Origin of the sequence: Streptosporangium sp. 'caverna' (genome assembly GCF_003203775.1) — a bacterium.
GTDB classification, from domain to species: domain Bacteria; phylum Actinomycetota; class Actinomycetes; order Streptosporangiales; family Streptosporangiaceae; genus Streptosporangium; species Streptosporangium subroseum.
Genome location: NZ_CP029711.1, coordinates 4,099,703 through 4,120,057 on the forward strand (window position 1 = coordinate 4,099,703; position 20,355 = coordinate 4,120,057).

The 20,355-nt window shown below is 68.3% G+C and carries 22 protein-coding genes; 11 read left to right on the forward strand and 11 right to left on the reverse strand.

The genetic code is table 11. The features are described 5' to 3' along the window. Positions 1-33 precede the first annotated feature (33 nt). Entirely contained in the window at positions 34-1,287 is a 1,254-nt protein-coding gene (locus tag DKM19_RS18195) for an MFS transporter (protein ID WP_204358846.1), read from the reverse strand. A 79-nt stretch (positions 1,288-1,366) separates the two neighbouring features. Here DKM19_RS18195 and DKM19_RS18200 point away from each other — a divergent pair, with 79 nt between their 5' ends. Beyond that, positions 1,367-2,254 (forward strand): LysR family transcriptional regulator, encoded by an 888-nt coding sequence (locus tag DKM19_RS18200; protein WP_110696728.1) that lies wholly within the window; start codon positions 1,367-1,369, stop codon positions 2,252-2,254. Between the two features lie 75 nt (positions 2,255-2,329). Here the strand turns inward: DKM19_RS18200 and DKM19_RS18205 are convergent, their stop codons facing one another. Both DKM19_RS18205 and DKM19_RS49525 read right to left on the reverse strand, forming a co-directional pair. Next, positions 2,330-2,455, reverse strand: coding sequence for a hypothetical protein (locus DKM19_RS18205; RefSeq protein WP_204358847.1), 126 nt, complete (start codon positions 2,453-2,455; stop codon positions 2,330-2,332). A gap of 89 nt (positions 2,456-2,544) precedes the next feature. Further along, entirely contained in the window at positions 2,545-2,697 is a 153-nt protein-coding gene (locus DKM19_RS49525) for a hypothetical protein (RefSeq protein ID WP_162641569.1), read from the reverse strand. Between the two features lie 260 nt (positions 2,698-2,957). Here DKM19_RS49525 and DKM19_RS18210 point away from each other — a divergent pair, with 260 nt between their 5' ends. Beyond that, entirely contained in the window at positions 2,958-3,971 is a 1,014-nt protein-coding gene (locus DKM19_RS18210; protein WP_110696730.1) for an aldo/keto reductase, read from the forward strand. A gap of 46 nt (positions 3,972-4,017) precedes the next feature. Here the strand turns inward: DKM19_RS18210 and DKM19_RS18215 are convergent, their stop codons facing one another. Next, positions 4,018-4,914 (reverse strand): alpha/beta hydrolase, encoded by an 897-nt coding sequence (locus DKM19_RS18215; RefSeq protein WP_110696731.1) that lies wholly within the window; start codon positions 4,912-4,914, stop codon positions 4,018-4,020. Between the two features lie 97 nt (positions 4,915-5,011). Here DKM19_RS18215 and DKM19_RS18220 point away from each other — a divergent pair, with 97 nt between their 5' ends. Both DKM19_RS18220 and DKM19_RS52960 read left to right on the forward strand, forming a co-directional pair. Beyond that, positions 5,012-5,857, forward strand: a complete 846-nt coding sequence (locus DKM19_RS18220) for a TetR/AcrR family transcriptional regulator C-terminal domain-containing protein (protein WP_110696732.1) — start codon at positions 5,012-5,014, stop codon at positions 5,855-5,857. A gap of 307 nt (positions 5,858-6,164) precedes the next feature. Continuing rightward, on the forward strand, positions 6,165-6,446 hold the full coding sequence (locus DKM19_RS52960; protein WP_204358848.1) for a PASTA domain-containing protein: 282 nt from the start codon (positions 6,165-6,167) through the stop codon (positions 6,444-6,446). Positions 6,447-6,557: 111 nt separating this feature from the next. Here DKM19_RS52960 and DKM19_RS18230 read toward each other — a convergent pair whose 3' ends face one another. Then, entirely contained in the window at positions 6,558-7,445 is an 888-nt protein-coding gene (locus DKM19_RS18230; RefSeq protein WP_162641570.1) for an alpha/beta fold hydrolase, read from the reverse strand. A 51-nt stretch (positions 7,446-7,496) separates the two neighbouring features. Between DKM19_RS18230 and DKM19_RS18235 the strand changes: the two genes are divergently transcribed. After that, positions 7,497-8,108 carry a TetR/AcrR family transcriptional regulator gene (locus DKM19_RS18235; protein ID WP_110696734.1) on the forward strand — a complete coding sequence of 204 codons (612 nt, stop codon included), beginning with the start codon at positions 7,497-7,499 and terminating at the stop codon, positions 8,106-8,108. A 180-nt stretch (positions 8,109-8,288) separates the two neighbouring features. Here the strand turns inward: DKM19_RS18235 and DKM19_RS18240 are convergent, their stop codons facing one another. From DKM19_RS18240 to DKM19_RS18260, 5 genes are all read right to left on the reverse strand, one after another. Next, positions 8,289-9,221: a ribokinase gene (locus tag DKM19_RS18240; RefSeq protein WP_110696735.1), complete on the reverse strand. Its 933-nt coding sequence runs from the start codon at positions 9,219-9,221 to the stop codon at positions 8,289-8,291. Between the two features lie 88 nt (positions 9,222-9,309). Further along, positions 9,310-10,176: an aldehyde dehydrogenase gene (locus DKM19_RS18245; RefSeq protein WP_110696736.1), complete on the reverse strand. Its 867-nt coding sequence runs from the start codon at positions 10,174-10,176 to the stop codon at positions 9,310-9,312. Between the two features lie 48 nt (positions 10,177-10,224). Continuing rightward, entirely contained in the window at positions 10,225-11,652 is a 1,428-nt protein-coding gene (locus DKM19_RS18250; protein ID WP_110696737.1) for an aldehyde dehydrogenase family protein, read from the reverse strand. Between the two features lie 11 nt (positions 11,653-11,663). Beyond that, the gene (gene deoC / locus DKM19_RS18255; protein ID WP_110696738.1) at positions 11,664-12,605 is read right to left on the reverse strand and encodes a deoxyribose-phosphate aldolase; all 942 of its coding nucleotides are present in this window, start codon (positions 12,603-12,605) and stop codon (positions 11,664-11,666) included. Beyond that, on the reverse strand, positions 12,602-13,651 hold the full coding sequence (locus DKM19_RS18260; RefSeq protein ID WP_162641572.1) for a LacI family DNA-binding transcriptional regulator: 1,050 nt from the start codon (positions 13,649-13,651) through the stop codon (positions 12,602-12,604). Before DKM19_RS18260 ends, deoC begins: the two co-directional genes overlap by 4 nt. A 640-nt stretch (positions 13,652-14,291) precedes the next feature. On the opposite strand from DKM19_RS18260, the gene DKM19_RS18265 reads away from it, so the two are divergent. From DKM19_RS18265 to DKM19_RS18285, 5 genes are all read left to right on the forward strand, one after another. Then, positions 14,292-15,338 carry an ABC transporter substrate-binding protein gene (locus DKM19_RS18265; protein ID WP_110696740.1) on the forward strand — a complete coding sequence of 349 codons (1,047 nt, stop codon included), beginning with the start codon at positions 14,292-14,294 and terminating at the stop codon, positions 15,336-15,338. A gap of 91 nt (positions 15,339-15,429) precedes the next feature. Beyond that, entirely contained in the window at positions 15,430-15,966 is a 537-nt protein-coding gene (locus DKM19_RS18270) for a hypothetical protein (RefSeq protein WP_204358849.1), read from the forward strand. Next, a complete protein-coding gene (locus DKM19_RS18275) occupies positions 15,963-16,817 on the forward strand; it encodes an ABC transporter ATP-binding protein (protein ID WP_239514312.1) in 855 nt (284 codons plus the stop codon). Before DKM19_RS18270 ends, DKM19_RS18275 begins: the two co-directional genes overlap by 4 nt. Then, entirely contained in the window at positions 16,814-18,430 is a 1,617-nt protein-coding gene (locus DKM19_RS18280) for an ABC transporter permease (RefSeq protein WP_162641574.1), read from the forward strand. Before DKM19_RS18275 ends, DKM19_RS18280 begins: the two co-directional genes overlap by 4 nt. Before the next feature lie 180 nt (positions 18,431-18,610). Beyond that, the gene (locus tag DKM19_RS18285; RefSeq protein WP_110696748.1) at positions 18,611-19,213 is read left to right on the forward strand and encodes a nucleoside deaminase; all 603 of its coding nucleotides are present in this window, start codon (positions 18,611-18,613) and stop codon (positions 19,211-19,213) included. A gap of 13 nt (positions 19,214-19,226) precedes the next feature. On the opposite strand, the gene DKM19_RS18290 is transcribed toward DKM19_RS18285, so the two are convergent. Next, complete coding sequence (locus tag DKM19_RS18290) at positions 19,227-19,727, reverse strand: hypothetical protein (protein WP_162641575.1); 501 nt, start codon at positions 19,725-19,727, stop codon at positions 19,227-19,229. A 276-nt stretch (positions 19,728-20,003) separates the two neighbouring features. On the opposite strand from DKM19_RS18290, the gene DKM19_RS49530 reads away from it, so the two are divergent. After that, the gene (locus DKM19_RS49530; protein ID WP_162641577.1) at positions 20,004-20,294 is read left to right on the forward strand and encodes a hypothetical protein; all 291 of its coding nucleotides are present in this window, start codon (positions 20,004-20,006) and stop codon (positions 20,292-20,294) included. The last annotated feature ends 61 nt before the right edge of the window (positions 20,295-20,355 follow it).

A 20,355-nucleotide genomic window follows, 5' to 3' on the forward strand; every position in this document is an offset into this window, starting at 1 on the left:
ACTCCCTTGACGTGATGGGTTCGGTTTCTTGGATCAGTTGGCCGAGGCGGCCACTGCCTGGTCATGGCCTTGACGAACCGGAGGCTCCCCGGCCGTCCGGTCGATGGTGATGCGCTCCAGGACCCAGAGCACGGCGGTCCCGGCCGAGAAGACGCCGCCCAGGACGCACACGCCGATCCAGCCGCCGTGCACCCAGATCATCGAGGTCAGCGCGGAGCCCACCGCGCCGCCGGCGAAGAAGGAGGTCGTGAAGGCGGAGTTGATCCGGTTGCGGGCCTCGGGCCGAAGCCCGTAGATGACGTGCTGGTTGCTGTTGAGCACCAGCTTGTGCGCCAGATCGAGCGCGATCACGCCGACGAGCAGCCAGACCAGCGAGCGTGCCCCGGCGGCGGTCGCCAGCCAGGACACCGCCAGCAGGACCGTCCCGACGCCGGTCACGATCTGTACGTGCCCGCGGTCGGCCAGCCGCCCTGCCACCGAGGCGCTCAGCACACCCGCGGCGCCGACCAGGCCGAACAGGCCGATGGTCGACTCCGACCAGCCGTACGGCGGCTGCAGCAGCAGGAAGGTCAGCGCCGTCCACAGCACGCTGAACGAAGCCATGCTCAAGGCGCCGATACCCGCCCGCCACCGCAGCAGCGGCTCGTACCGGAACATCGCCACCGTCGAACGCAGCAGGCCAGGATAGGACAGGCGTACGCCGTCGGCGCCGAGCCGGGGCAGGAAGGCACGCAGCAGCACGGCCATCAGCGCCATCAGGACCGCGTTCACCCAGTAGACCGTCTGCCAGCCGCCCAGCTCCGACAGCACTCCGGACGCGGTGCGCGCCAGCAACGCGCCGAACAGCAGCCCGGTCATCACCGTGCCGACCACCCGGCCACGCTCTGCCGGGGCCGTCAGCGTCACCGCGAACGGCACCACGACCTGCGCTCCCACCGAGGTCAGCGCGGTCAGGGCCGTACTTGCCAAGAGCACCGTGCCGTTCGCCGCAGTGGCCGACACCAGGAGGAACAGCGCGGTCAGCGCGTAGAGCGACACGGCGAGCCGCCGCCGCTCCACCAGGTCGCCGAGCGGCACCAGCAGGATCAGTCCCAGTGCGTATCCGCCCTGCGCGGCGGTCACCGTCAGCGCCGCCAGCGAGGGGCCGATCCCCAGTTCCCGGCTGATCAGGTCGAGCAGCGGCTGCGTGAAGTAGTTGCCCGCGACCGCCAGCCCGGTCGCCACGGACATGAGCAGGAGCAGCCCGCGCGACATGCCGCGATCCGGGGGAAAACTCATCGCTGTCATGCGCCAACCTTGGGCGATGGACGATTGATGAGTCCAACGCATGTTTGTCATCGGGTCAATCGTGGATCACGATTGATCTATGGAATTCCAGCAGATGCGCTACGTCGTCGCCGTCGCAGAGACGAGTAACTTCACCCGCGCCGCCGAGCAGTGCCTGGTCGTCCAGTCGGCGCTGAGCCATCAGATCGCCAGGCTGGAGCGCGAGCTGGGCGCCAAGCTGTTCGAGCGCACCAGCCGCCGCGTCCGGCTGACCCCGGCCGGCGAGGCGTTTCTCCCCGCGGCCCGCCAGGCTCTGGAGGCCGCCGAGCGAGCCCGCGCCGAGGTGGCGGCCGCCGCCGGCGAGATCCGCGGCCGGCTCGCCATCGGCGCCATCTCCACCGTCGCGGCGGTCGACCTCCCTGTTGTGCTGAAGCAGTTCCGCCTGCGGCACAGGGAGGTCCGGATCAGCCTCCGCACCAGCCCAAGCGAGGAGCTGATCGAACGGGTGCGGCAGGGCACGCTGGACGTCGCCTTCCTGGGGCTTCCCCTGGGCGTGCGCCCCCAGGGCGTCCGCGGCCGCGAGCTGGCACGCGATAACCTCGTCGCCGTGGTGGCGCCCGACCACCCGCTGGCGGGCCAGGAAGACGTGGACCTTCACCGGCTGGCGGACGAACCCTTCGTCGACTTCCCCGCGGGCACCGCCGGGCGAGCCCATTCGGACGCCGCCTTCGCGGCGGCCGGCGTGCGGCGCGAGGTCGCCTTCGAGGTGACGGCCGCCGACATGATGGCTCGCCTGATCCGGCAGGGTCTGGGGATCGGGATGCTACCCGCCGCCTTCGTGCCCGAGCTCCCCGACCTGCCCGTCGTCCGGCTTCGCGACGCCCCGGCCCGCGTAGAGCACCTCATCTGGAGTCGCTTCCGGCCCTCACCCGCTGCCGCGGCCTTCCTGTCCACGCCGGGCATCGCGGCACCTTCGGCCGATGAGTGAGGCGAACCCGGACACCCAACGGTCAGCACGGCAAACTCAACGATCTTTACCTGTCCCGACCTGCGGGAAACGGTGCTAACTGTCGACGATCACGCCTCCGATCGCTGTGCGGCCGGCCGGGGTGGCGACGAGCTCGACCGTGATGGTGTCGCGCAGGTGCGCTCCGAGGACGTCGGCGACGGCGTCGGTGACGGTTCGCACGAGCTTGGCAACGAGGTCGCCGCTGTCGGGACGGGCGAACGCCGCCTCGCGGATACCGAATACGATCGCGGGCGGGGCCTAAACCGGAGCTAGCCGGGGAGGAACTGCAGCCCTTCACCCCACAGCATCGCCGGCACCCGCCACGCGCCCGCGCCGAGCATGGCGCCCAGCAGGATCGTCACCACGACCAGCCTCGCCAAGGCGTGCCAGGAAAACCAGGCGGGGTGCTGGGGGGCCGTCATGAATTCATCCTTGGTCGCCGATGCCCGACTGGTCCAGGGACGTTACCGAGTCGTTTGGATGCCCCGGAACCCGTTAATTTGATCAAGGTGGTTGGGCTGGGCTGATTCCGTGAGCATGAGGGCAAAATCGCGGTGAGGGGGAGCGTGAATCCCTCGGTGGGGAGTCCCTGGATAGGGAGTCTCTTCTACCGGATCGGTAGGGGCGGCATGTTGGGGACGTGGCGCCGGCTGGTCGGCGCTCGGAACGACGAGGAAGAACAATGCAGACTCGCGCACTCGGCAGGACCGGCCCCACCGTCTCCGTGATCGGTCTCGGTGCCATGGGGATGTCCGACCTGTACGGCCCGGCGGACGAGGCCGAGGGCATCGCCACGATCCACGCCGCCATCGACGCCGGGGTGAACCTGATCGACACGGCCGACTTTTACGGTTCCGGCCACAACGAGCTCCTCATCCACCGGGCGCTCCAGGAGCGCTCCCGCGAGGACGTCGTGATCAGCGTCAAGTTCGGCTCACAGCGCGACCCGGCCGGAGGGTGGGCCCATGCCGGCGCCGACGTCAGCCCGGCGGCGGTCAAGGACCGCCTGGCGTACACCCTGCGACGGCTGGGAACCGACTACGTCGACATCTACCGTCCGAGCAGGGTCAACCCGGAGATCCCCGTCGAGGACACCGTCGGCGCGATCAAGGAGATGATCGAGGCCGGATACGTCCGTCACATCGGCCTGTCCGAGGTGGGAGCCGACACCATCCGCCGGGCGGCCTCCGTGCACCCGATCAGCGACCTGCAGATCGAGTATTCGCTGCTGTCACGCGATATGGAGGACACCATCCTGCCCACGACCCGCGAGCTGGGCATCGGCATCACCGCCTACGGCGTGCTCTCGCGCGGACTGCTGTCCGGCCACTGGAGCTCCGGACGCGAGCTTGCGGCCCACGACTTCCGTGCCACCCTCGCCCCCCGTTTCAAGGGGGAGAACCTGGAGGCCAACCTCAGGCTCGTGGACGCTCTCCGCGACGTCGCCGGCGACCTGGGCATCACGGTCGCCCAGGTCGCCATCGCGTGGGTCGCCTCCCGTGGCGACGACATCGTTCCGCTGGTCGGCGCCCGTCGGCGCGAGCGGCTGGCCGAGTCCCTCGGTGCGGCCGAGGTCATGCTGGACGCGGACGACCTCGCCCGGATCGAGAAGGCGATCCCGGCCGGAGCCGCCTCCGGCGGCCGCTACGCCGACTTCCTGCTCCAGGGCATGGACAGCGAGAGGTGGTCCCCGTAGCGGCCTCGCCCCGGTCCGGATGAATGCCCGCCGTGAGACCGGCTGGTCAGCGGCCGGTCTGGGAGAGGAGCCACGGCCGCAGGATCGGCAGCACGTGGGTGGGCTGCATGGCCTGCGTGTGGTCGAGCCCGTCGAGGACGTGTACGTCCCAGCCGAGGGATTCCAGTTCGGTGCGATGGTCGATGATCGGACCTGCCAGGCTGATGTGGACGTCGCCCCAGCGCTCGCCGTAGGAGATCTCGTCCGCCGAGCCGACGAAGCAGAGGCGAGGGCAGGTGATCCGTGGTTGGGCGGTTCGGTCGTCGAAGTCCTGCAGCGACCGGTAGAGGGTGGCGAACTGGCGGGTCTGCGGTTCGGTCAGCGTGACCTCGACGGTCGACCAGTCGAAGTCGCCGGCCTCCTGGTCGCCCCACGCCTGGTTGTCGGCCGCCTGGCCACCCCACGTCTGGTCGCCGGCCGCCTTCGGGGTGCTCGCGGCCGCGACCGCCATCTCGTGGGTGGCCATGGTGACCTTCAGCATCCCCGCGTACGGTCCGTCCATGGGCGGGAAACCACCCATGACCAGTGCCGACAGGCGGTCGGTGCGGATGGCGAGCTGGAGCCCGCTGAGGGCCAGCCAGGAGTAGCCGTAGTAGGCGAACCGGTCGGCGCCGACGGCGTCGGCGACCGACAGCAGGTCGGCGGTGATGGTGGCAGGCGTCAGGGTGTCGGCTCTGGGCGTGGACATGAGGTGGCCCTCGTAGTCGAACGCGACAACCTGGAACGCGTCGCTGAGACCCTCGATGAGGGAACGGCCCAGTGCGGGGTCCATGCCCCACTTGCGCATCCCGTCGGCCTGCGCTCCTTCGGCCGGTCGCGGGTTGACCGGGAGCAGCACGGTGGGGCCGGTGCCGTGCACCTCGACGTGGATCGAGCTTCCGTCGTGCAGTTTCGCTTCGAGCATCGGATCTCCGGTCTTGGTCGTCAGGAGTTCGGTAACTCCATATGCCATAAACTGATGTGAGAAAAAGATAACACCTTATGGCATAAGGAGTTCGATTTTGAGCGTCTTCGCAGGTCAGGGCGATGCGGCCCGGTCAATGGCCCTGTTGTGGGGCGGGCCGGCCGCGCCGGGGCATCAGGCTGAGGGCCTGCGGAAGCCTCCGGGGCCCAAGCGCGCCCTGAGCGTCGACGTGATCGTGGAGGCGGCGATCGCGGCAGCCGACGCGGACCCCATGGCCGGGGTCTCGCTGCGCGCGGTGGCCGAGCGGCTCGGCTGCACCTCCATGGCGCTGTACACCTACGTGCCCGGCAAGGGGGAGCTCCTGGACCTGATGTACGACCGGGCGCACGCCGAACTGTCCACCGGGCACGATCCGAGCCAGGGATGGCGGGCGGCGGCGACCTCGTGGGCCGGGGAGCTCAGGTCGTTCTACCTGCGGCATCCGTGGGTGCTACAGGTGTCCTACGCCCGTCCCGTGCTGGGTCCCCACGAACAGGCCGTCATGGAGACGCTGGCGGGCATCGTCTTCCGGACGGGGCTGCCCACGGCGACCCTGCGCGGCATCGTGTCCGCGCTGTTCCACTTCGTACGCGGCAACGCCCAGACGGCCGCCGAGTCACGGCTCGCCGCGACCGCGACCGGCATGTCCGACCAGGAGTGGTGGACCAGCCGGTCCGCCCTGCTGGAGCGCCTCGCCCCCGACTTCGCCGAGCGTTTCCCCATGTCGATCCGGCTCTCGACACCGGAGCCGGTCCCCGCCCGTCATGACGAGTCCGCGCCTCATGGAGAACAACAGGCCGACGAGGCCACGCCGTACATGGAACACCAGACCGACGAGGCCTTCGCCATCGGGCTGGCCGTCCTCCTCGAAGGAGTCGACGCCACGTCGCCTGTGATTGAGTGACGAATCGCGCGACAACGACCAAGGGCGCCCGTGAACAGTGGAGGATCCCATTGGGACGAGCACGGCTCTGAAACTGATCAGACTGGCTCTCGAAGTGCTTTGAGAGCAAGAAGTCGCAGGCGGGTCACGTTCGTCGGTTCGATGGGCGTGCTGCACGGCGCAGCTCGGAGAAGCACGGATGCCCGTGCCAGGGTGGCACGGAATTGGCCTTGCATCGGGGCCGGGAAGTCAGCGGCATCGCTTGCACCCGCTGGCGTATTCTGGTGGAGGGTGAGCTGATCTGGATCTTTCTGAGAGCAATATCGCCGTGCCGGACTTCTACGGCATGCAGGCGTTGAACGCCTGGCTTGCCGGTCATGATGTCGGTCTGTTCGTCCAAGGGCCCGACCCTGACAGCCCCGAGCCCTTGATGCATGGCATTGTCGTGGCGCAGGACCCGGTTCCGGGTACCCGGGTAGGTCGTTGGGCTACGGTCACCGTGTGGGTTCGTAACGAGCCCGGTGATCCAGGGGGCGTCCGCGAACCTCTCCGTCCGATTCCACCGACGAGAGCCTTGAGCGCTGAGCTCCCAGAAAACAGCACCGATTGAGGATTCGCGTACGGCAACGGCGTCTCACGCGACCGTGCGGGGACGGCTCGCGTCTTCCGTCAGGCGAGTCTCGCGCAGCGGAGTCGTGTCGACACCGGCTTTCTCGTCCGCTTAGCGGCGGGCAATGCGGGCGGCGTGTTCCAGGATTCGTGGGTTGACCAGGTCGGGTACGTCGAGCGCGATCGAGTGCCCGGTGCCGGGCACCAGTTCGACCTCGGCGGCGGGCATCACCCGGGCGAGGCGCTGGGAGACCGCGGCCGAGTCGTGCATGGTGCTGTGTGCGCCGAACAGCATGAGAGTCGGTGTGGTGATCGTGGCCAGTTCCTCGTCCGTGAGCGGCTCCATGGGCGGGAGCGCCTGCTCGAAGAGATAGGTGCCGGCGATCGCGGCCATGATGTCGTCGGGCCGGTTGATCGAGTCGCTGTGCAGCCGGCGGGCCAGGTGCCGCCGTATCGAGGGGCGGCAGTGCAGGCCGATCCCGCAGGCGAGTGCCCAGGCGTGGTGCCGCAGTGTGGCGCGGCGGAACGCGGCCGGGTCGAGCAGCGTCATGCCGGTCACCCGTTCCGGGATGCGGATCGCCGCCAGCAGCGCCTGCCAGCCGCCGTAGGAGAAGCCCACCAGGTAGACGGCGGGTGATCCGATCCCGTCGAGGATCTGCGCGAGCCAGGACGTCAGGTCGTCGGTGCCCTCCAGCGGCCGGGTCTGTACGCTGCGCCCGGCTCCGCCGATGGGGTCGACGAGGTACACCGGGTGCGCGGCGCCGATCGGTCCGCTGCTGTGGATCCAGCCCAGCGTGTTGCCGCCCATGCCCGGCAGGAACACCACCGGCACGCCCTCTGCGGCGCCGGTCCGGTAGAGGCGGGTGGTGCCGTAGGAGGTGGCGACGTCCAGTGGCTTCAGCGGCACCGGCCAGTCGCGGATCGCCGCGTCGTAGCCGGTGAGGAACTGCTTCTGGGCCTTGTCGTTGCGGAAGCGGCCGATCCGGGGGCGATCTGCCATGGTGCGCTCCTTTCGACGGATACCTAGATGATACACATGTATCATAAAAATATGCCGAAGCGAGTGGACCACGAAGAGCGCCGCAGTCAGATCGCCGAGGCGGTCGTCCGGATCGCCGCCTCGCGCGGACTGCACACGGCCAGCATGCGTGAGGTCGCCGCCGAGGCCGGCGTTTCCCTGCGGCTGGTGCAGTACTACTTCCACACCAAGGAAGAACTGCTGCGGGGGACGCTCAAGCACCTGGGCGGGCAGATCGTCCAGCTGGTGACGCGGGGCGTGGCGGCCCTCGGCGAGCCCGCGACGCCGCGCACGTTCCTGTACGGCACACTGACCGCCCTGATACCCGTCGACGACGAGAGCCGTCGCATCATGCTGGCCTACGCCGCGCACTACACGCTCACCCTCACCCAACCCGAGTTGGCCCCCGATGGGCTGGCCTACGCCAATGCGCTGCAGGATCATGTCGCCGGGCAGATCCGGCAGGCCCAGAAGGCCGGCCAGATATCGGCGGAAGAGGATCCGGGCACCGCGGCGGCCATCGTCCTGGCCCTGGTCACCGGTCTGCAGTCGAGCGTGCTGGCCGGGCAGCGCGACGGCCGCTCAGCCGTGACCCTGCTCACCGCCCACCTCGACCGCCTGTTCTCCAGGCGTGAGGCGTCATGACCCCCGGCGCACTTGTCTGTATCACCGCTCGATATCACCGCCGAGATTCCCGGGATCGAGGCGTACGGGGATAGGCAGACCGGATCGGTCGCAACGAGCCGGTCGGTGTGCCCGACTTCAGAGATCACGCGAGCCGACTGGCAATTGAGGTTCCGTCGTCGCTCCTCATCGGGCGGCTCCTTACACGATGGCGTGCAGGTTGATCAGTTCGTCCACCGCCTCCCGGCCGGGAAGCGATGGGCTGGCGCCGGGCCGGGTGGTCGCCAGGGCTCCGGCCGCCATCCCCCGGCGGATGGCCGTGGCGGTGTCAAGGCCGCCGGCGAGGGCCGCACCCAGGGAGCCGGTGAAGGCGTCACCCGCGGCGGTGGTGTCCACCGGATTGACGGGGTAGGCGGGGAAGTGCCGTGTCTGCTCCGGGGTGACCGAGAGAGCGCCGGCCGCGCCAAGCGTGATGATCGCATGCCGTACACCCCGATCGAGAAACCAGGCCGCGGCCCGCTCGGCGGATTCGAGGTCGACGACCTCCACGCCGGTCAGAGCGGTGGCCTCGCTCTCGTTGGGTGTGACAACGGCGACGTACGGCCAGACGCGGTCGGGCAGCGATTGCGCGGGCGCCGGGTCGAGCACGACTGTCAGGCCGGCGTGCGCGCCCGCCTCCGCGGCGTGACAGGCGACCTCGGTGCGGATCTCAAGTTGGAGGAGAAGCACGCTCGCCCTGTCACGGAGGGCACGGATGCTCTCGTCCACCATGTCGATGCTCAGGTCGGAGTTGGCGAGGGGCGTGATGACGATGTCGTTCTCGCCCGACGCGTCGACTCTGATGTGCGCGACGCCCGTACGGTTGTCGACGGCGCGAATCTCCGTCGAAGCCACCCCGTGGGAGTGCAGCCCCGCCAACACGATCTCGCTGAACGGGTCTCTGCCGACGCAGCCGACCAGCCAGGTGGGGGCTCCCCCACGGGCGGCGGCGACCGCCTGGTTCGCGCCCTTCCCGCCCAGGACCAAAGTGACGTCGTCGCCGAGAATCGTCTCTCCCCGGCGGGGCAGCCGGCGGCTGAACGCTGTGACATCCGCGGTGATGCTCCCGACGACGAGGACACCTTTCGGGTTCATCTCGGTCCTCCTAATTCAAGCTGTTTCAGGCATTGCCAACTGAGGTCGCGGCGTACAGCCGTGGACGGGGGGAGGGGACGCGCCGGGCTCAGATCCCGATCGGATGCCAGACCGTCTTGGTTTCCAGGAACGCCGTCATCCGGCCGGTGCCCGGGTCGGTGATCCAGTCGGTTTTCCCGGAGGCGGGGCGTAGGACGCGTTTGAGGTTCTCGGAGGCGTCCTGCTCGCAGGAAACGGCTAATTCGAGCTCCGCGCCGGTGAGGTCGATGGCGTTGACGTCCATGTGGCCCGCCAGCCATGGCGCGATCTCCGCGGCCGAGCCGGTGAGGATGTTGACCACACCACCGGGCAGGTCCGACGTGGCCAGCACCTCGGCCAGCGTGATCGACGGCAGCGGCGCCCGTTCCGACGCGACCACCACGCACGTGTTGCCCGTGACGATCACCGGAGCGATCACGCTGACCAGTCCGAGCAGCGGGTCGGCCTCGGGGGCCACCACGGCGACCACGCCGGTGGGTTCGGTGCTGGACAGGTTGAAGTACGGCCCGGCCACCGGGTTGGCCGATCCACGGATCGCGCCGATCTTGTCCGACCAGCCCGCGTACCACACGAGCCGGTCCACGGCCGCGTCCACCAGCTCGCCGGCCCTGCGCACGCCGACGCCGTCGGCGTCGACGAGCTCGGCCACGAACTGGCTGCGGCGCCCCTCCAGCACCTCCGCGACGCGATAGAGGATCTGACCGCGGTTGTACGCGGTCGCGGCCGACCAGCCGGGAAAGGCCTTCCGTGCGGCGGCCACCGCCTCTCGGGCGTCCTTCCGGGAGGCCTTGGACGCGTTCGCCAGGAACTCACCCTTCGAGGAGCTCACGACATATGACCTTCCGCTCTCGGATCGCGGAAACGCGCCACCGATGAACAGCTTGTACGTCTTGCGCACGACCACGCGCTCACTCATTGCCGCATCGCCTTCCCGCGTTCTTCTGGTACGTAAGCTTTCCGGGGATCACACATCCAGATACGCCTCCAGACCCTGGCGTCCACCCTCGCGACCGTAGCCGGACTCCTTGTAGCCGCCGAAGGGCGACGTGGGGTCGAACTTGTTGAACGTGTTGGACCAGACGACGCCGGCCCGGAGCCGGGACGCCGTCCACAGCATCAGCGAGCCCTTCTCGGTCCAGACGCCGGCCGACAGCCCGTACGGCGTGTTGTTGGCCTTCTCGACCGCCTCCGCAGGAGTACGGAACGTCAGCACGGACAGCACCGGGCCGAAGATCTCCTCCCTGGCGATGCGGTGCGACTGGGCGACCCCGGTGAAGATGGTGGGCGGGAACCAGAACCCCTTGTCGGGGATTGAGCACGCCGGCGACCACCGCTCGGCCCCCTCGGCCTCGCCCGCCTCCGACAGCTCCCGGATCCTGGCGAGCTGGGCGGCCGAGTTGATCGCACCGATGTCGGTGTTCTTGTCCAGCGGGTCACCGAGCCTCAGGGTGGACAGCCGCCGCTTGAGCGCCTCCAGCAGTTCGTCGGCGACGGACTCCTGGACCAGCAGACGCGAGCCCGCGCAGCACACGTGACCCTGGTTGAAGAAGATGCCGTTGACGATGCCCTCGACGGCCTGGTCCAGCGCCGCGTCCTCGAAGACGATGTTGGCGGCCTTGCCGCCGAGTTCCAGCGTGACCTTCTTGCGCGATCCGGCGACCGACCGGGCGATCTGGCGGCCGACCTCGGTGGAGCCGGTGAAGGCCACCTTGTCGACGTCGGGATGGCGGACGAGCGCGCCGCCCGTCTCCCCGGCCCCCGTCACGATGTTCACGACGCCGGGAGGCAGGTCGGCCTGCCGGCAGATCTCCGCGAAGGCCAGCGCTGTCAGCGGCGTGGTCTCGGCGGGCTTGAGGACGACCGTGTTTCCGCAGGCCAGCGCGGGCGCGATCTTCCACGCCAGCATGAGCAGCGGGAAGTTCCACGGGATGACCTGCCCCGCCACGCCCAGCGGCCGGGGGGAGGGGCCGAACCCTGCGTGGGAGAGCTTGTCCGCCCATCCGGCGTAGTAGAAGAAGTGGGCCGCGACCAGCGGCAGGTCCACGTCACGCGACTCGCGGATCGGCTTGCCGTTGTCGAGGGACTCCAGGACGGCGAGCTCACGGGCCCGCTCCTGGATGATCCGGGCGATCCGGAAGATGTACTTGGCCCGCTCGGATCCGGGCATGGCCGACCACACGGTGAACGCCTTGCGCGCGGCCTGGACCGCCCGGTCGACATCCGCCTCGCTCGCCACGGCGACCTCGGCGAGCACCTCCTCGCTGGCCGGGTTGACCGTCTTCTCGCGGCCCTCACCGAGGGGCTCGACCCACTCGCCGTTGATGAACAGGCCGTACGACGGCTTGATGTCGACGATTGCCCGCGACTCCGGCGCGGGTGCGTACTCGAACATGGATGGCCGCCTTAGTCCAGGGTGAAGTAGTCGGGTCCGGCGTACCGGCCGGTGGCCATCTTCTGGCGCTGCATGAGCAGGTCGTTGACGAGCGAGGAGGCCCCGAGCCTGAACCAGTCGGGATCGAGCCAGTCCGGGCCCGCGGTCTCGTTGACCAGCACCAGATACTTGATCGCGTCCTTGGTCGTCCTGATGCCGCCCGCGGGCTTGACACCGACCTTCCTGCCCGCCGTACGGAGGAAGTCGCGGACCGCCTCCAGCATGACGAGCGTGACCGGCAGGGTCGCGGCCGGCGACACCTTTCCCGTCGAGGTCTTGATGAAGTCGGCGCCCGCGATCATCGCGAGCCAGGACGCCCTGCGCACGTTGTCGTACGTCGAGAGTTCGCCGGTCTCCAGAATGACCTTCAGGTGTGCGCTGCCGCAGGCGGCCTTGACCGCCGCGATCTGCTCGAAGACCTTGAGGTAGTCCCCCGCGAGGAACGCGCCACGGTCGATCACCATGTCGATCTCGGACGCGCCGTCGGCGACCGCGAGCGCGGTGTCGGCGACCTTGACCTCCAGCGACGACCGGCCGCTCGGGAACGCCGTGGCGACCGAGGCGACCTTCACCCCCGAGGCGCCCAGAGCCTGTACGGCCGTCGCCACCAGGTCGGGGTAGACGCAGACCGCCGCCACCGAGGGGACGGAGGAGTCGGTCGGGTCGGGGCGAACCGCCTTGGCGCACATCGCCTTCACCTTGCCCGGGGTGTCCGCGCCCTCGAGCGTCGTGAGGTCCACCATCCGGATGGCGAGGTCGATGGCCTGCTTCTTGGACGTGGTCTTGATCGATCGCGTGCCCAACATCGCAGCCCGGGCGTCCGCGCCCACCCGGTCCACACCGGGTAGGCCATGCAGGAACGTCCGCAGCGTCGAGTTGGAAGCGGCGACCTCCGCGAGCGGAGCGGTGGTCATCGTTGTCGGCCCTTTCCGGTTCGACCCGCGCCTGCTGCGATACGCGGCTTGCGCGGTGGCGCTGTCGAGGCCCGCTCGATCAGCTTGGTGTCCAGGACGATGCGCCGGGCACCGTCGTTTGCGTACTGGTCCTCGAAGCGGCGCAACAGCAACCGCATGGCGAGCGCTCCCTGCTCGACCATCGGCCGGTCGATGACGGTCAGCGGCGGCCGCAGCAACGAGCCCGTGTCAAGGTCGTCGAACCCGATGAGACTTATCTCGCCGGGAATGTCCGTACGCAGGTCGTGCAAGGCCTTGAGCGCGCCCAGCGTCATGAGGTTGTTCGCGCTGAAGACGGCGGTAGGCGGTTCGGGCAGCGACAGCAGGGACAGGGCGAGCTGGTAGCCGCTCTCCTCCCGGAAGTCGCCGACCAAATCGTGTTCGGGAGGGATCTCGACGCCCGCGGCGGTGAGGGCCTGCACGAAACCCTCGCGGCGGCACCGTCCGGGAGTGGTGTCCTGGCTCCCGCTGATCGCGGCGATCCGGGTGTGGCCGAGACCGAGCAGGTGCTCGCCTGCCTGCCGGCCGCCCTTGACGTTGTTGACCAGGACGGCGTCGAAGTGCTCTCCGCCCAGCAGGTCGCGATCGACGAAGACCAGTGGGACGCCGGCGTCCCGGACATACATCGGGGTCTGGTCCTGCTCGGTGGCCGGGGCAAGGATGATGCCGTCCACCCGGCGAATCATCTCCGCGAGCACGGCATCCTCCCGCTCACTGCTCTCGTCCGTGTTGGCCAGCTGGATGCGGTAGTCGGTGTGGCGGGTAACGGATTCCATTCCCTTGACGACCGCGGCGAAGTAGGGGTTCGTGATGTCGGGGACGACCACGCCGATGGTGTGCGTCCGGCCTGACTGCAGGGACTGGGCCGTGGCACTCGGCCAGTAGTCCAGCTCATCCACAGCTGCCTGGATCGCCTCCGCCGAACGCACCCGTTGACCACGCAGGAACCGCGAGACCGTCGCGGGAGAGACCCCGGCGCGGGCGGCCACATCGTGGATGGTGGCCAACAGGACCTCCTCTGATCTACTGAAACCGTTCTCAGAGAATGGTGTCAGCATCCACGCAACCCGCGTCAACGGAGGTCCCCGACATGTGGCCGATTCGAAACCTTCCGGCTCGCCGCCCAGTTCAACGGCAACGCGATCACCCGATCATAGGATGATTTCTACCGAGAATGACGATTAGTGAAATCGATGCCAGTTACGGGCTCCGCGCCTCGTATGGAAGCCGTAGGGTCACGAATTTGTGTCGCTGTGTTCAGTTCTGTCGCCACCCCCTTGACAGCCGCTCGACATCGCAGCGATCGTCTTACCAGCAACTACGCGGACAATCGGCCATTTTTGGTGCGGCGTACCTGCCAGAGGAGTATCGGTGATCGGTCCTGAACAACGGCGCGGACGTTGGCGTCTGTCCAACGCCCGAGGGACACCGTTTTCAGGCTGACGCCATCGCGACGATAGGTCTCGTCGCCCATCGCCGTGCCCGCCTGGTGGCGGGCTCGCTCCCCGTTTAGTGGTACCGCTCTCAGGTGTCCAAGAACGGTTGCACGCCCCCGGCCGCCCTGGCCAAGCCGGCGCTTCCCTACCGGCCGGCGTGAGTCACCATTCTCCGTCAGGCCGTTTTGCTACCCCCAGAAAGGCTCCTTCCATGCCTGCGCCCCTTTCTCGTCGCGCCTTCCTGTCCGGCGTCGGAGGCATGTCGCTTCTCGCCGCCGGTGTGGCGCTGAGCGCCTGCTCGTCCTCCGCCTCCACCACCGCCTCCGCCTCCGGCCTGGCCACAGTGAACTTCCAGCTCGGATGGTTGGCCAATGTCGAGAACATGGGCCTGTTCATGGCGGACCACGCCGGCTACTTCCGCGACGAGCGGCTCGACGTCACGCTGACGCCGGGTGGTCCTTCCGTCGTCGTCGAACCGCTCCTGGTCAGTGGCAAGGCGCTGGTCGGGCTCGACTCCGTCGACACCATCGCCAAAGCACGTAACGAGGGTGCCGCCCTCAAGATCGTCGCCGCGACCATGCAGACCAATCCGACGGCGATCATGTCCCTCGCCTCGGCTCCCGTGCGAACGCTGAAGGATCTGGTCGGCAAGCGGCTCGGTGTCCAGCAGAGCGGTGTGGAAATCGTCAACACCGTGTTCAAGGCGAATGGCATCGATCCTGCCAGCGTGACCATCGTGCCGATGCAGTTCGACCCGGCGCCCCTGGTGGCCGGGGACTGCGACGCGTTCATGTCGCTGCTGGTGAACCAGCCGATCCAGCTGGACCTCCAGGGTGTGAAGACCACGACGTTCACGCTCGCCGAGTACGGCTACAACGTCTGGGCGGACGTGCTGCTCGTCAGCGAGCAGACGCTCGCGGACAAGGCCAAGCGCGAGTTGATCGTCAAGATCGTCCGGGCCTCGGTACGCGGCTGGCAGGACGCGCTCGGCGACACCGACGCCGCGGCCAAGATCGTCGTGGAGAAGTACGGCAAGAGCCTCAATCTCGACCTGAAGTCCCAGCAGAAGACCGCCGCGGCGTTCCGGTCCGTCATCGAAGCCGGGGACGCCAAGACGAACGGCCTGCTCACGATGAGCGACCAGGGGATCGCGGCCAACATCGCCACCCTGAACTCGCTCGGTATCAAGGCGACCGCCGACGAGCTGTTCGACACAAGCGTCCTCAGCGAGGTCTACGCGGGCAAGACCCGCCTCTGACGTCCCCTTTCCAGTTACCCCTCCATACCAACAGGAGCCCACCGCAGTGCCTGTCACGCACACCGAAGATCCTTGGACACGTGTCAACAGCGTGCGGGGATTTCCCGCCGACGAGCTGATCTCCACCCTCCAGAAGTCGGTACGCCGCGGCCTGCTGGAGAACGCCCTGCTCGTCGCTCGTGAGATGTACGAGAGCAGCGGCGATCTGGAGGAGGTGATGTGGTCACGCCTCCTCGTCATGTCATGCGAGGACACCGGAACCGGCACGTTCACCGAACCCGTGGTCCTCGATTGCCTCTATCGCATGCACCAGCACCTTCCCCGAGGCACCGGCGACAGATGGCTGTTCGCGGTGCACGCCATACGCTTCCTGGTCAGCCGTACGAAGGACCGTACGACCGACGAACTGGCGCTGTGGGCCACCCACATGCTGGGCAGCGGAGAGCGCCTCCCCGAGATCCCCGACTACGCCCTCGACATGCACACCCGCCGCGGGCAGGAGATGGGCCGCGACGTCTCGCACTTCCTGGGGGAGGGTTCGAAGGTGGAGAACGAGCTCCCAGGCCGCGACGCCTCCTACCGTGACCAGTTGCTCGCCATCCTGGCGGCGGGAAAGTGGGACGCGTGACAGCCCGCCCGCACGCGGCCCCTTCGCACGCCGCCGACCCACCGGGCACCGTAGGCCTGGCCGCGACCACGCTCAGCAGGACCTTCAGCGTGGGGACGGCCGAAGTCGCCGCGCTTCGCGACATCGACCTGCACACGAGACACGGCGAGTTCACCGCCTTGCTGGGTCCCTCCGGATGCGGCAAATCCACCCTGCTGCGGATCTTCGCCGGCTTGGAGCAGCCATCTTCCGGCGCCGCGCACGTCCACGGCCGTTCCCCCGACGACCTGCGGCGTGAGCATCGCATCGGGGTGGCCTTCCAGGACGCCGCCCTGCTGCCATGGCGCAGCGTCGAGGCCAACATCGCACTGCCCTTCGAGGTGGCGGGCCGGCCGGTGAGCCGGACGGCGGTGGCCGACCTGGTGCGCCTCACCGGACTCACCGGCTTCGAAAAGGCCCGGCCCGCCCAGTTGTCCGGCGGCATGCGCCAGCGAGTGGCGCTCGCGCGGACCCTCGCCGGCGAGCCGGAGGTCATGTTGCTGGACGAACCGTTCGGCGCATTGGATGAGATGACCCGCCAGCGGCTCAACCTGGAGCTGCAGCGGATCTGGCTGGAGCGTGCGACGACGACCCTCCTCGTCACTCACTCCATCAGCGAGGCGGTGTTCCTTGCCGACACCGTGGTGGTGATGGGCGCCCGTCCGGGACGAATCATCGACGCGGTACGGATCGACCTGCCACGACCGCGCGATGTCGGAGTCACACGCTCACCCGAGTTCCATGCGCTCTGCGACACTCTCAGCGAGCTGCTCTTCGGACAGAGCGACGACGGTGACTCCAGCCGGATCGGCCCATCCGAGGACCTGACGTGAGCTCATTCATGGCGACCCGGCGTGGCCTGATCGCGGCCCGCAGCGGTGCCCGATCGCCGGTGGCCGTGGCACTCGGCGTGGCGGGCCTGCTCCTGATCTGGGTGATACTCGCGCAGATCTTCGCCGACCTCCGGGTCGTTCCCCAGCCGTGGGCAGTACTGCAGGCGATGTGGGACGACCGGAACATCTACTCCGGCAACATTTCCACCACGCTGTCCGAGGCGGCCATCGGCTTCTTCTGGGGCAACGTTCTCGCCGTCGCGCTCGCCGGCGTCTTCGTCCAGGTCCCGGCGGTGGAGCGGTTGCTGCTGCGCATCGCCGTCGCGAGCTACTGCGTGCCGCTCGTCGCGATCGCGCCCATCCTCGTCGTCGTCCTGCCCGACAACGCCCCCAAGGAGGCACTGGCCGGGCTGTCGGTCTTCTTCACCACCTTGACGGCCGCCGTGCTCGGATTGCGCTCCGCCGATCGGAGCGCGCTGGACCTCATCCACTCCCTTGGCGGGGGCTCCTTCTTCATCCTGCGCAAGCTTCGCCTCCTTTCCGCGTTGCCCAGCCTGTTCGCAGGACTCAAGATCGCTGCGCCCGCGGCGCTGCTCGGCGCGATCATCGGGGAGTACCTGGGCTCCAGCAGCGGACTCGGCGTAATGCTGGTGCAGGCGCAATCGTCGTTCCAGGTGGCACGCACCTGGGCGGTGGCACTCGTCATCTCCGCCCTGGCGGGCCTGGGCTACGCACTGGTCGCGATCATCGCTCGGTGGCTCACCCCCTGGGCCGGCCGGGACGTGAGCGTGGGGGTGGGCGCGGCATCCGGAGTGGCAGGCGACGGACGGGCGCGGTCCCTGCTCGTCGGCACGGCTGGACTGGTCGGCTCCATCCTCCTGATCGTGGTCGGCTGGTATGCGGTCATCCGGGGTTTCGCCCTCGACCCATACTTCGCGAAGACGCCGGCGGACGTCGCGACCTATCTGTTCGCCGGCGAGGACGCGGCGGAGCATCGGCAACGTCTGCTGGCCGCGTTGGGCACGACGCTGCTTGACGCGGGCGTCGGCTATGTCGTGGGACTGATCGCCGCATCGCTCGCCGCCGCGGTCCTGGTGGCGTTCCGCCGCGTCGAACAGATCGTCCTGCCGCTCGCCATCGTGCTGAGGTCCATTCCCCTGCTCGCCCTGACCCCCCTGCTCGCCCTCGTCTTCGGACGCGGGCTACTGGGCGTCACGATCGTCGTCGCCGTGATCACCTTCTTCGCCACCCTCGTAACGGTCAGCCAGGGACTGCGGGCAGCCCCCGTCCTCGCCTGCGAGGTCATCACGTCGCTGGGCGGCGGGCAGTTGACGGTCACCAGGAAAGTACGGCTGCTCTACGCGCTCCCCTCGCTGTTCGCGTCCGCGCGGATCGCGATCCCCGGCGCGATCGCCGGCGCGACTCTCGCGGAGTGGCTTGCCAGCGGCAAGGGACTGGGCAGCCTGCTGGTCTCGGACTACACCGCCTCCCGCTTCGCGGGGCTCTGGTCCGGATCGGTGGTGATCGTTGTTGTGTCCGTGGCTCTCTACGGCCTCGTCACCGCCCTGGAACGTCCGGTTGTCGCGCGTTACGCGCCACAACAAGTGAAGTGAGGAGATCCTTCGCATCCATGCATCCTCCGCAGCAGAGCTGTCGACGTCGGCGGCCCCTGCCGACACCAGCGGCGCGAGGAGTCAGGACGCAGCGGCGGTGACGGGCGCCGTTGCCTACCGCCGGGGCCTGCGCGACCTCGGCCTCAGCCACTTTTTCACCGCCTGACCTCGGGAGCCACCATGGACACCGCAGCCCTTGCCACCGCCTTCGGAGCACGTCTCCCCGGCTGGGTCACCGCCGAGCTCGGCGGCGTCCCGGAGATCCTCCCGACCGACGACGACCGCATCCGCCTGACCAACCGGCTCGCCGAGCGTAACCACCGCGAGAACACCGGCGGCCCCTTCGCCGCCCTGGTCGTGGAGTCCGCCACCGGACGCCTGATCTCGGCCGGTGTCAACGTCGTCCTGGCCTCCGGATTGTCGTCGACCCACGCCGAGGTCACCGCTCTGTCCCTCGCCCAGACCCGGCTCGGCGCCTGGGATCTGGGCGGCCCGGACCTGCCCGACCTGGAGCTCGTCGTCAACTGGCGGCCCTGCGTCATGTGCTACGGCGCCACCATGTGGTCCGGCGTCCGCCGTCTGCTCATCGCGGGCGACGGCCCGGAGCTGGAGAAGCTGACGGGCTTCGACGAGGGCCCGATGGCCTCCGACTGGGCCCCCCAGTTCGCCGCCCGCGGCATCGAAGTCGTCCTCAGCCCGCTGCGCGAGGAGGCCGTCGAGGTGTTCCGCGCCTACGGGGAACGCGACGACGCCGTCGTCTACAACGCCCGCGGCACCTCTTAGCTGAGCCCGTTTCTCAGCGGGCGCCAGAGAGATGGGCGGCGATCTCCGCGATCGCCGCCGCCCGGGAATCGAGCGTGGCCAGGGTCGGCTGGTCGCGGTGGACGGTGAACAGGATGGAGTTGCGGCTCTCCCACGGCGGTAGGCGTCTGGCGAGCATCGCCTTGCGCAGCCTCGAACTGAGGACGCCACGCGGCACGCCATCGTCGCGCGACTTGAGGAGAAAGGCCCGGTCGAAGGCGGCGTCGCCGGTTCCGGGTCCACGCACCCGGCGGAGCAACCCGCCTATTCTGGTGCGGCGGACCACGGCGACGTCGGGCATTCTCCCAGGAAGGACGATGAAATAGCGAGTCTCGTCATAGCGGGTGGTGCTGCTGTCGCTCTCCCATTTGCCGTCGCGATAGGTGGAGCTCGACGTGGTCTCCTGCCACTGGTGCCAGGTCATCCACACCATGGACCGCCCGACCCGCTTCTCCAGCATGCAGCGCATGCGCGTGGACTGCGCCACCTCGTCCATCGGCGATCCGAAGATTCTCCGATCGAGGGTTTCCCGCCAGCCTCGCTGATGAGCGCTGTCAATAAACTTCGCGAACTTGCGGCGTTCGGCTGCAGAGAGAACCGCAGCGAGGAGCATCATGACGGCGAACACGCATACGATGACGATGACGACGGCGAATATTCCCACCGCACCCTCCCGCTCGCGAGAAGGAACAACGACACACGATCATTGCCGTACGCGAGCGATCCCGCTCGCGTACAGTGACTGTCATTAGCGTTGCAAAAAGATAGCGCAATGTCGACAGAGTTCATTGACATTTTCCCAATGATTTTTTGCATGCTCGAAATGAGTAAGAATGGGCGTATTTTTCATGATCTTGCCGATTCGGCTGAGGCGGAACGTGATGCGCTGAAGGACTCGCCGGTGCTGGGTGAGCATGGTGAGCCGCATTCGCACAGGCGGCGCAGCGGTCGCAGCGGGGCGTTACGTGTTCGGGGGTCGATGTCGAGTTCACGGCCGTCGGCAGGTTGCCCGGTCGAGGGTGAGCGGGCTATGGCCTGCGCCTTCGTAGCCGGAGTTCACTAGGGTCGACAGCCGTTTGGTGAAAGGTCGAATTGTCGCCGGGCCCTGTATTCGAGTGACGGTG

Coding starts and splice junctions, on each gene's coding strand:
- DKM19_RS18265 (WP_110696740.1), top strand. CDS start 14,292: ATGCCTGCGCCCCTTTCTCGTCGCGCCTTCCTGTCCGGCGTCGGAGGC.
- DKM19_RS18290 (WP_162641575.1), bottom strand. CDS start 19,727: ATGGACGAGGTGGCGCAGTCCACGCGCATGCGCTGCATGCTGGAGAAG.
- DKM19_RS18235 (WP_110696734.1), top strand. CDS start 7,497: ATGCCGAAGCGAGTGGACCACGAAGAGCGCCGCAGTCAGATCGCCGAG.
- DKM19_RS18240 (WP_110696735.1), bottom strand. CDS start 9,221: ATGAACCCGAAAGGTGTCCTCGTCGTCGGGAGCATCACCGCGGATGTC.
- DKM19_RS18210 (WP_110696730.1), top strand. CDS start 2,958: ATGCAGACTCGCGCACTCGGCAGGACCGGCCCCACCGTCTCCGTGATC.
- DKM19_RS18230 (WP_162641570.1), bottom strand. CDS start 7,445: ATGGCAGATCGCCCCCGGATCGGCCGCTTCCGCAACGACAAGGCCCAG.
- DKM19_RS49530 (WP_162641577.1), top strand. CDS start 20,004: ATGTCGACAGAGTTCATTGACATTTTCCCAATGATTTTTTGCATGCTC.
- DKM19_RS18245 (WP_110696736.1), bottom strand. CDS start 10,176: ATGAGTGAGCGCGTGGTCGTGCGCAAGACGTACAAGCTGTTCATCGGT.
- DKM19_RS18285 (WP_110696748.1), top strand. CDS start 18,611: ATGGACACCGCAGCCCTTGCCACCGCCTTCGGAGCACGTCTCCCCGGC.
- DKM19_RS18195 (WP_204358846.1), bottom strand. CDS start 1,287: ATGACAGCGATGAGTTTTCCCCCGGATCGCGGCATGTCGCGCGGGCTG.
- DKM19_RS18200 (WP_110696728.1), top strand. CDS start 1,367: ATGGAATTCCAGCAGATGCGCTACGTCGTCGCCGTCGCAGAGACGAGT.
- deoC (WP_110696738.1), bottom strand. CDS start 12,605: ATGACCACCGCTCCGCTCGCGGAGGTCGCCGCTTCCAACTCGACGCTG.
- DKM19_RS49525 (WP_162641569.1), bottom strand. CDS start 2,697: ATGACGGCCCCCCAGCACCCCGCCTGGTTTTCCTGGCACGCCTTGGCG.
- DKM19_RS18215 (WP_110696731.1), bottom strand. CDS start 4,914: ATGCTCGAAGCGAAACTGCACGACGGAAGCTCGATCCACGTCGAGGTG.
- DKM19_RS18250 (WP_110696737.1), bottom strand. CDS start 11,652: ATGTTCGAGTACGCACCCGCGCCGGAGTCGCGGGCAATCGTCGACATC.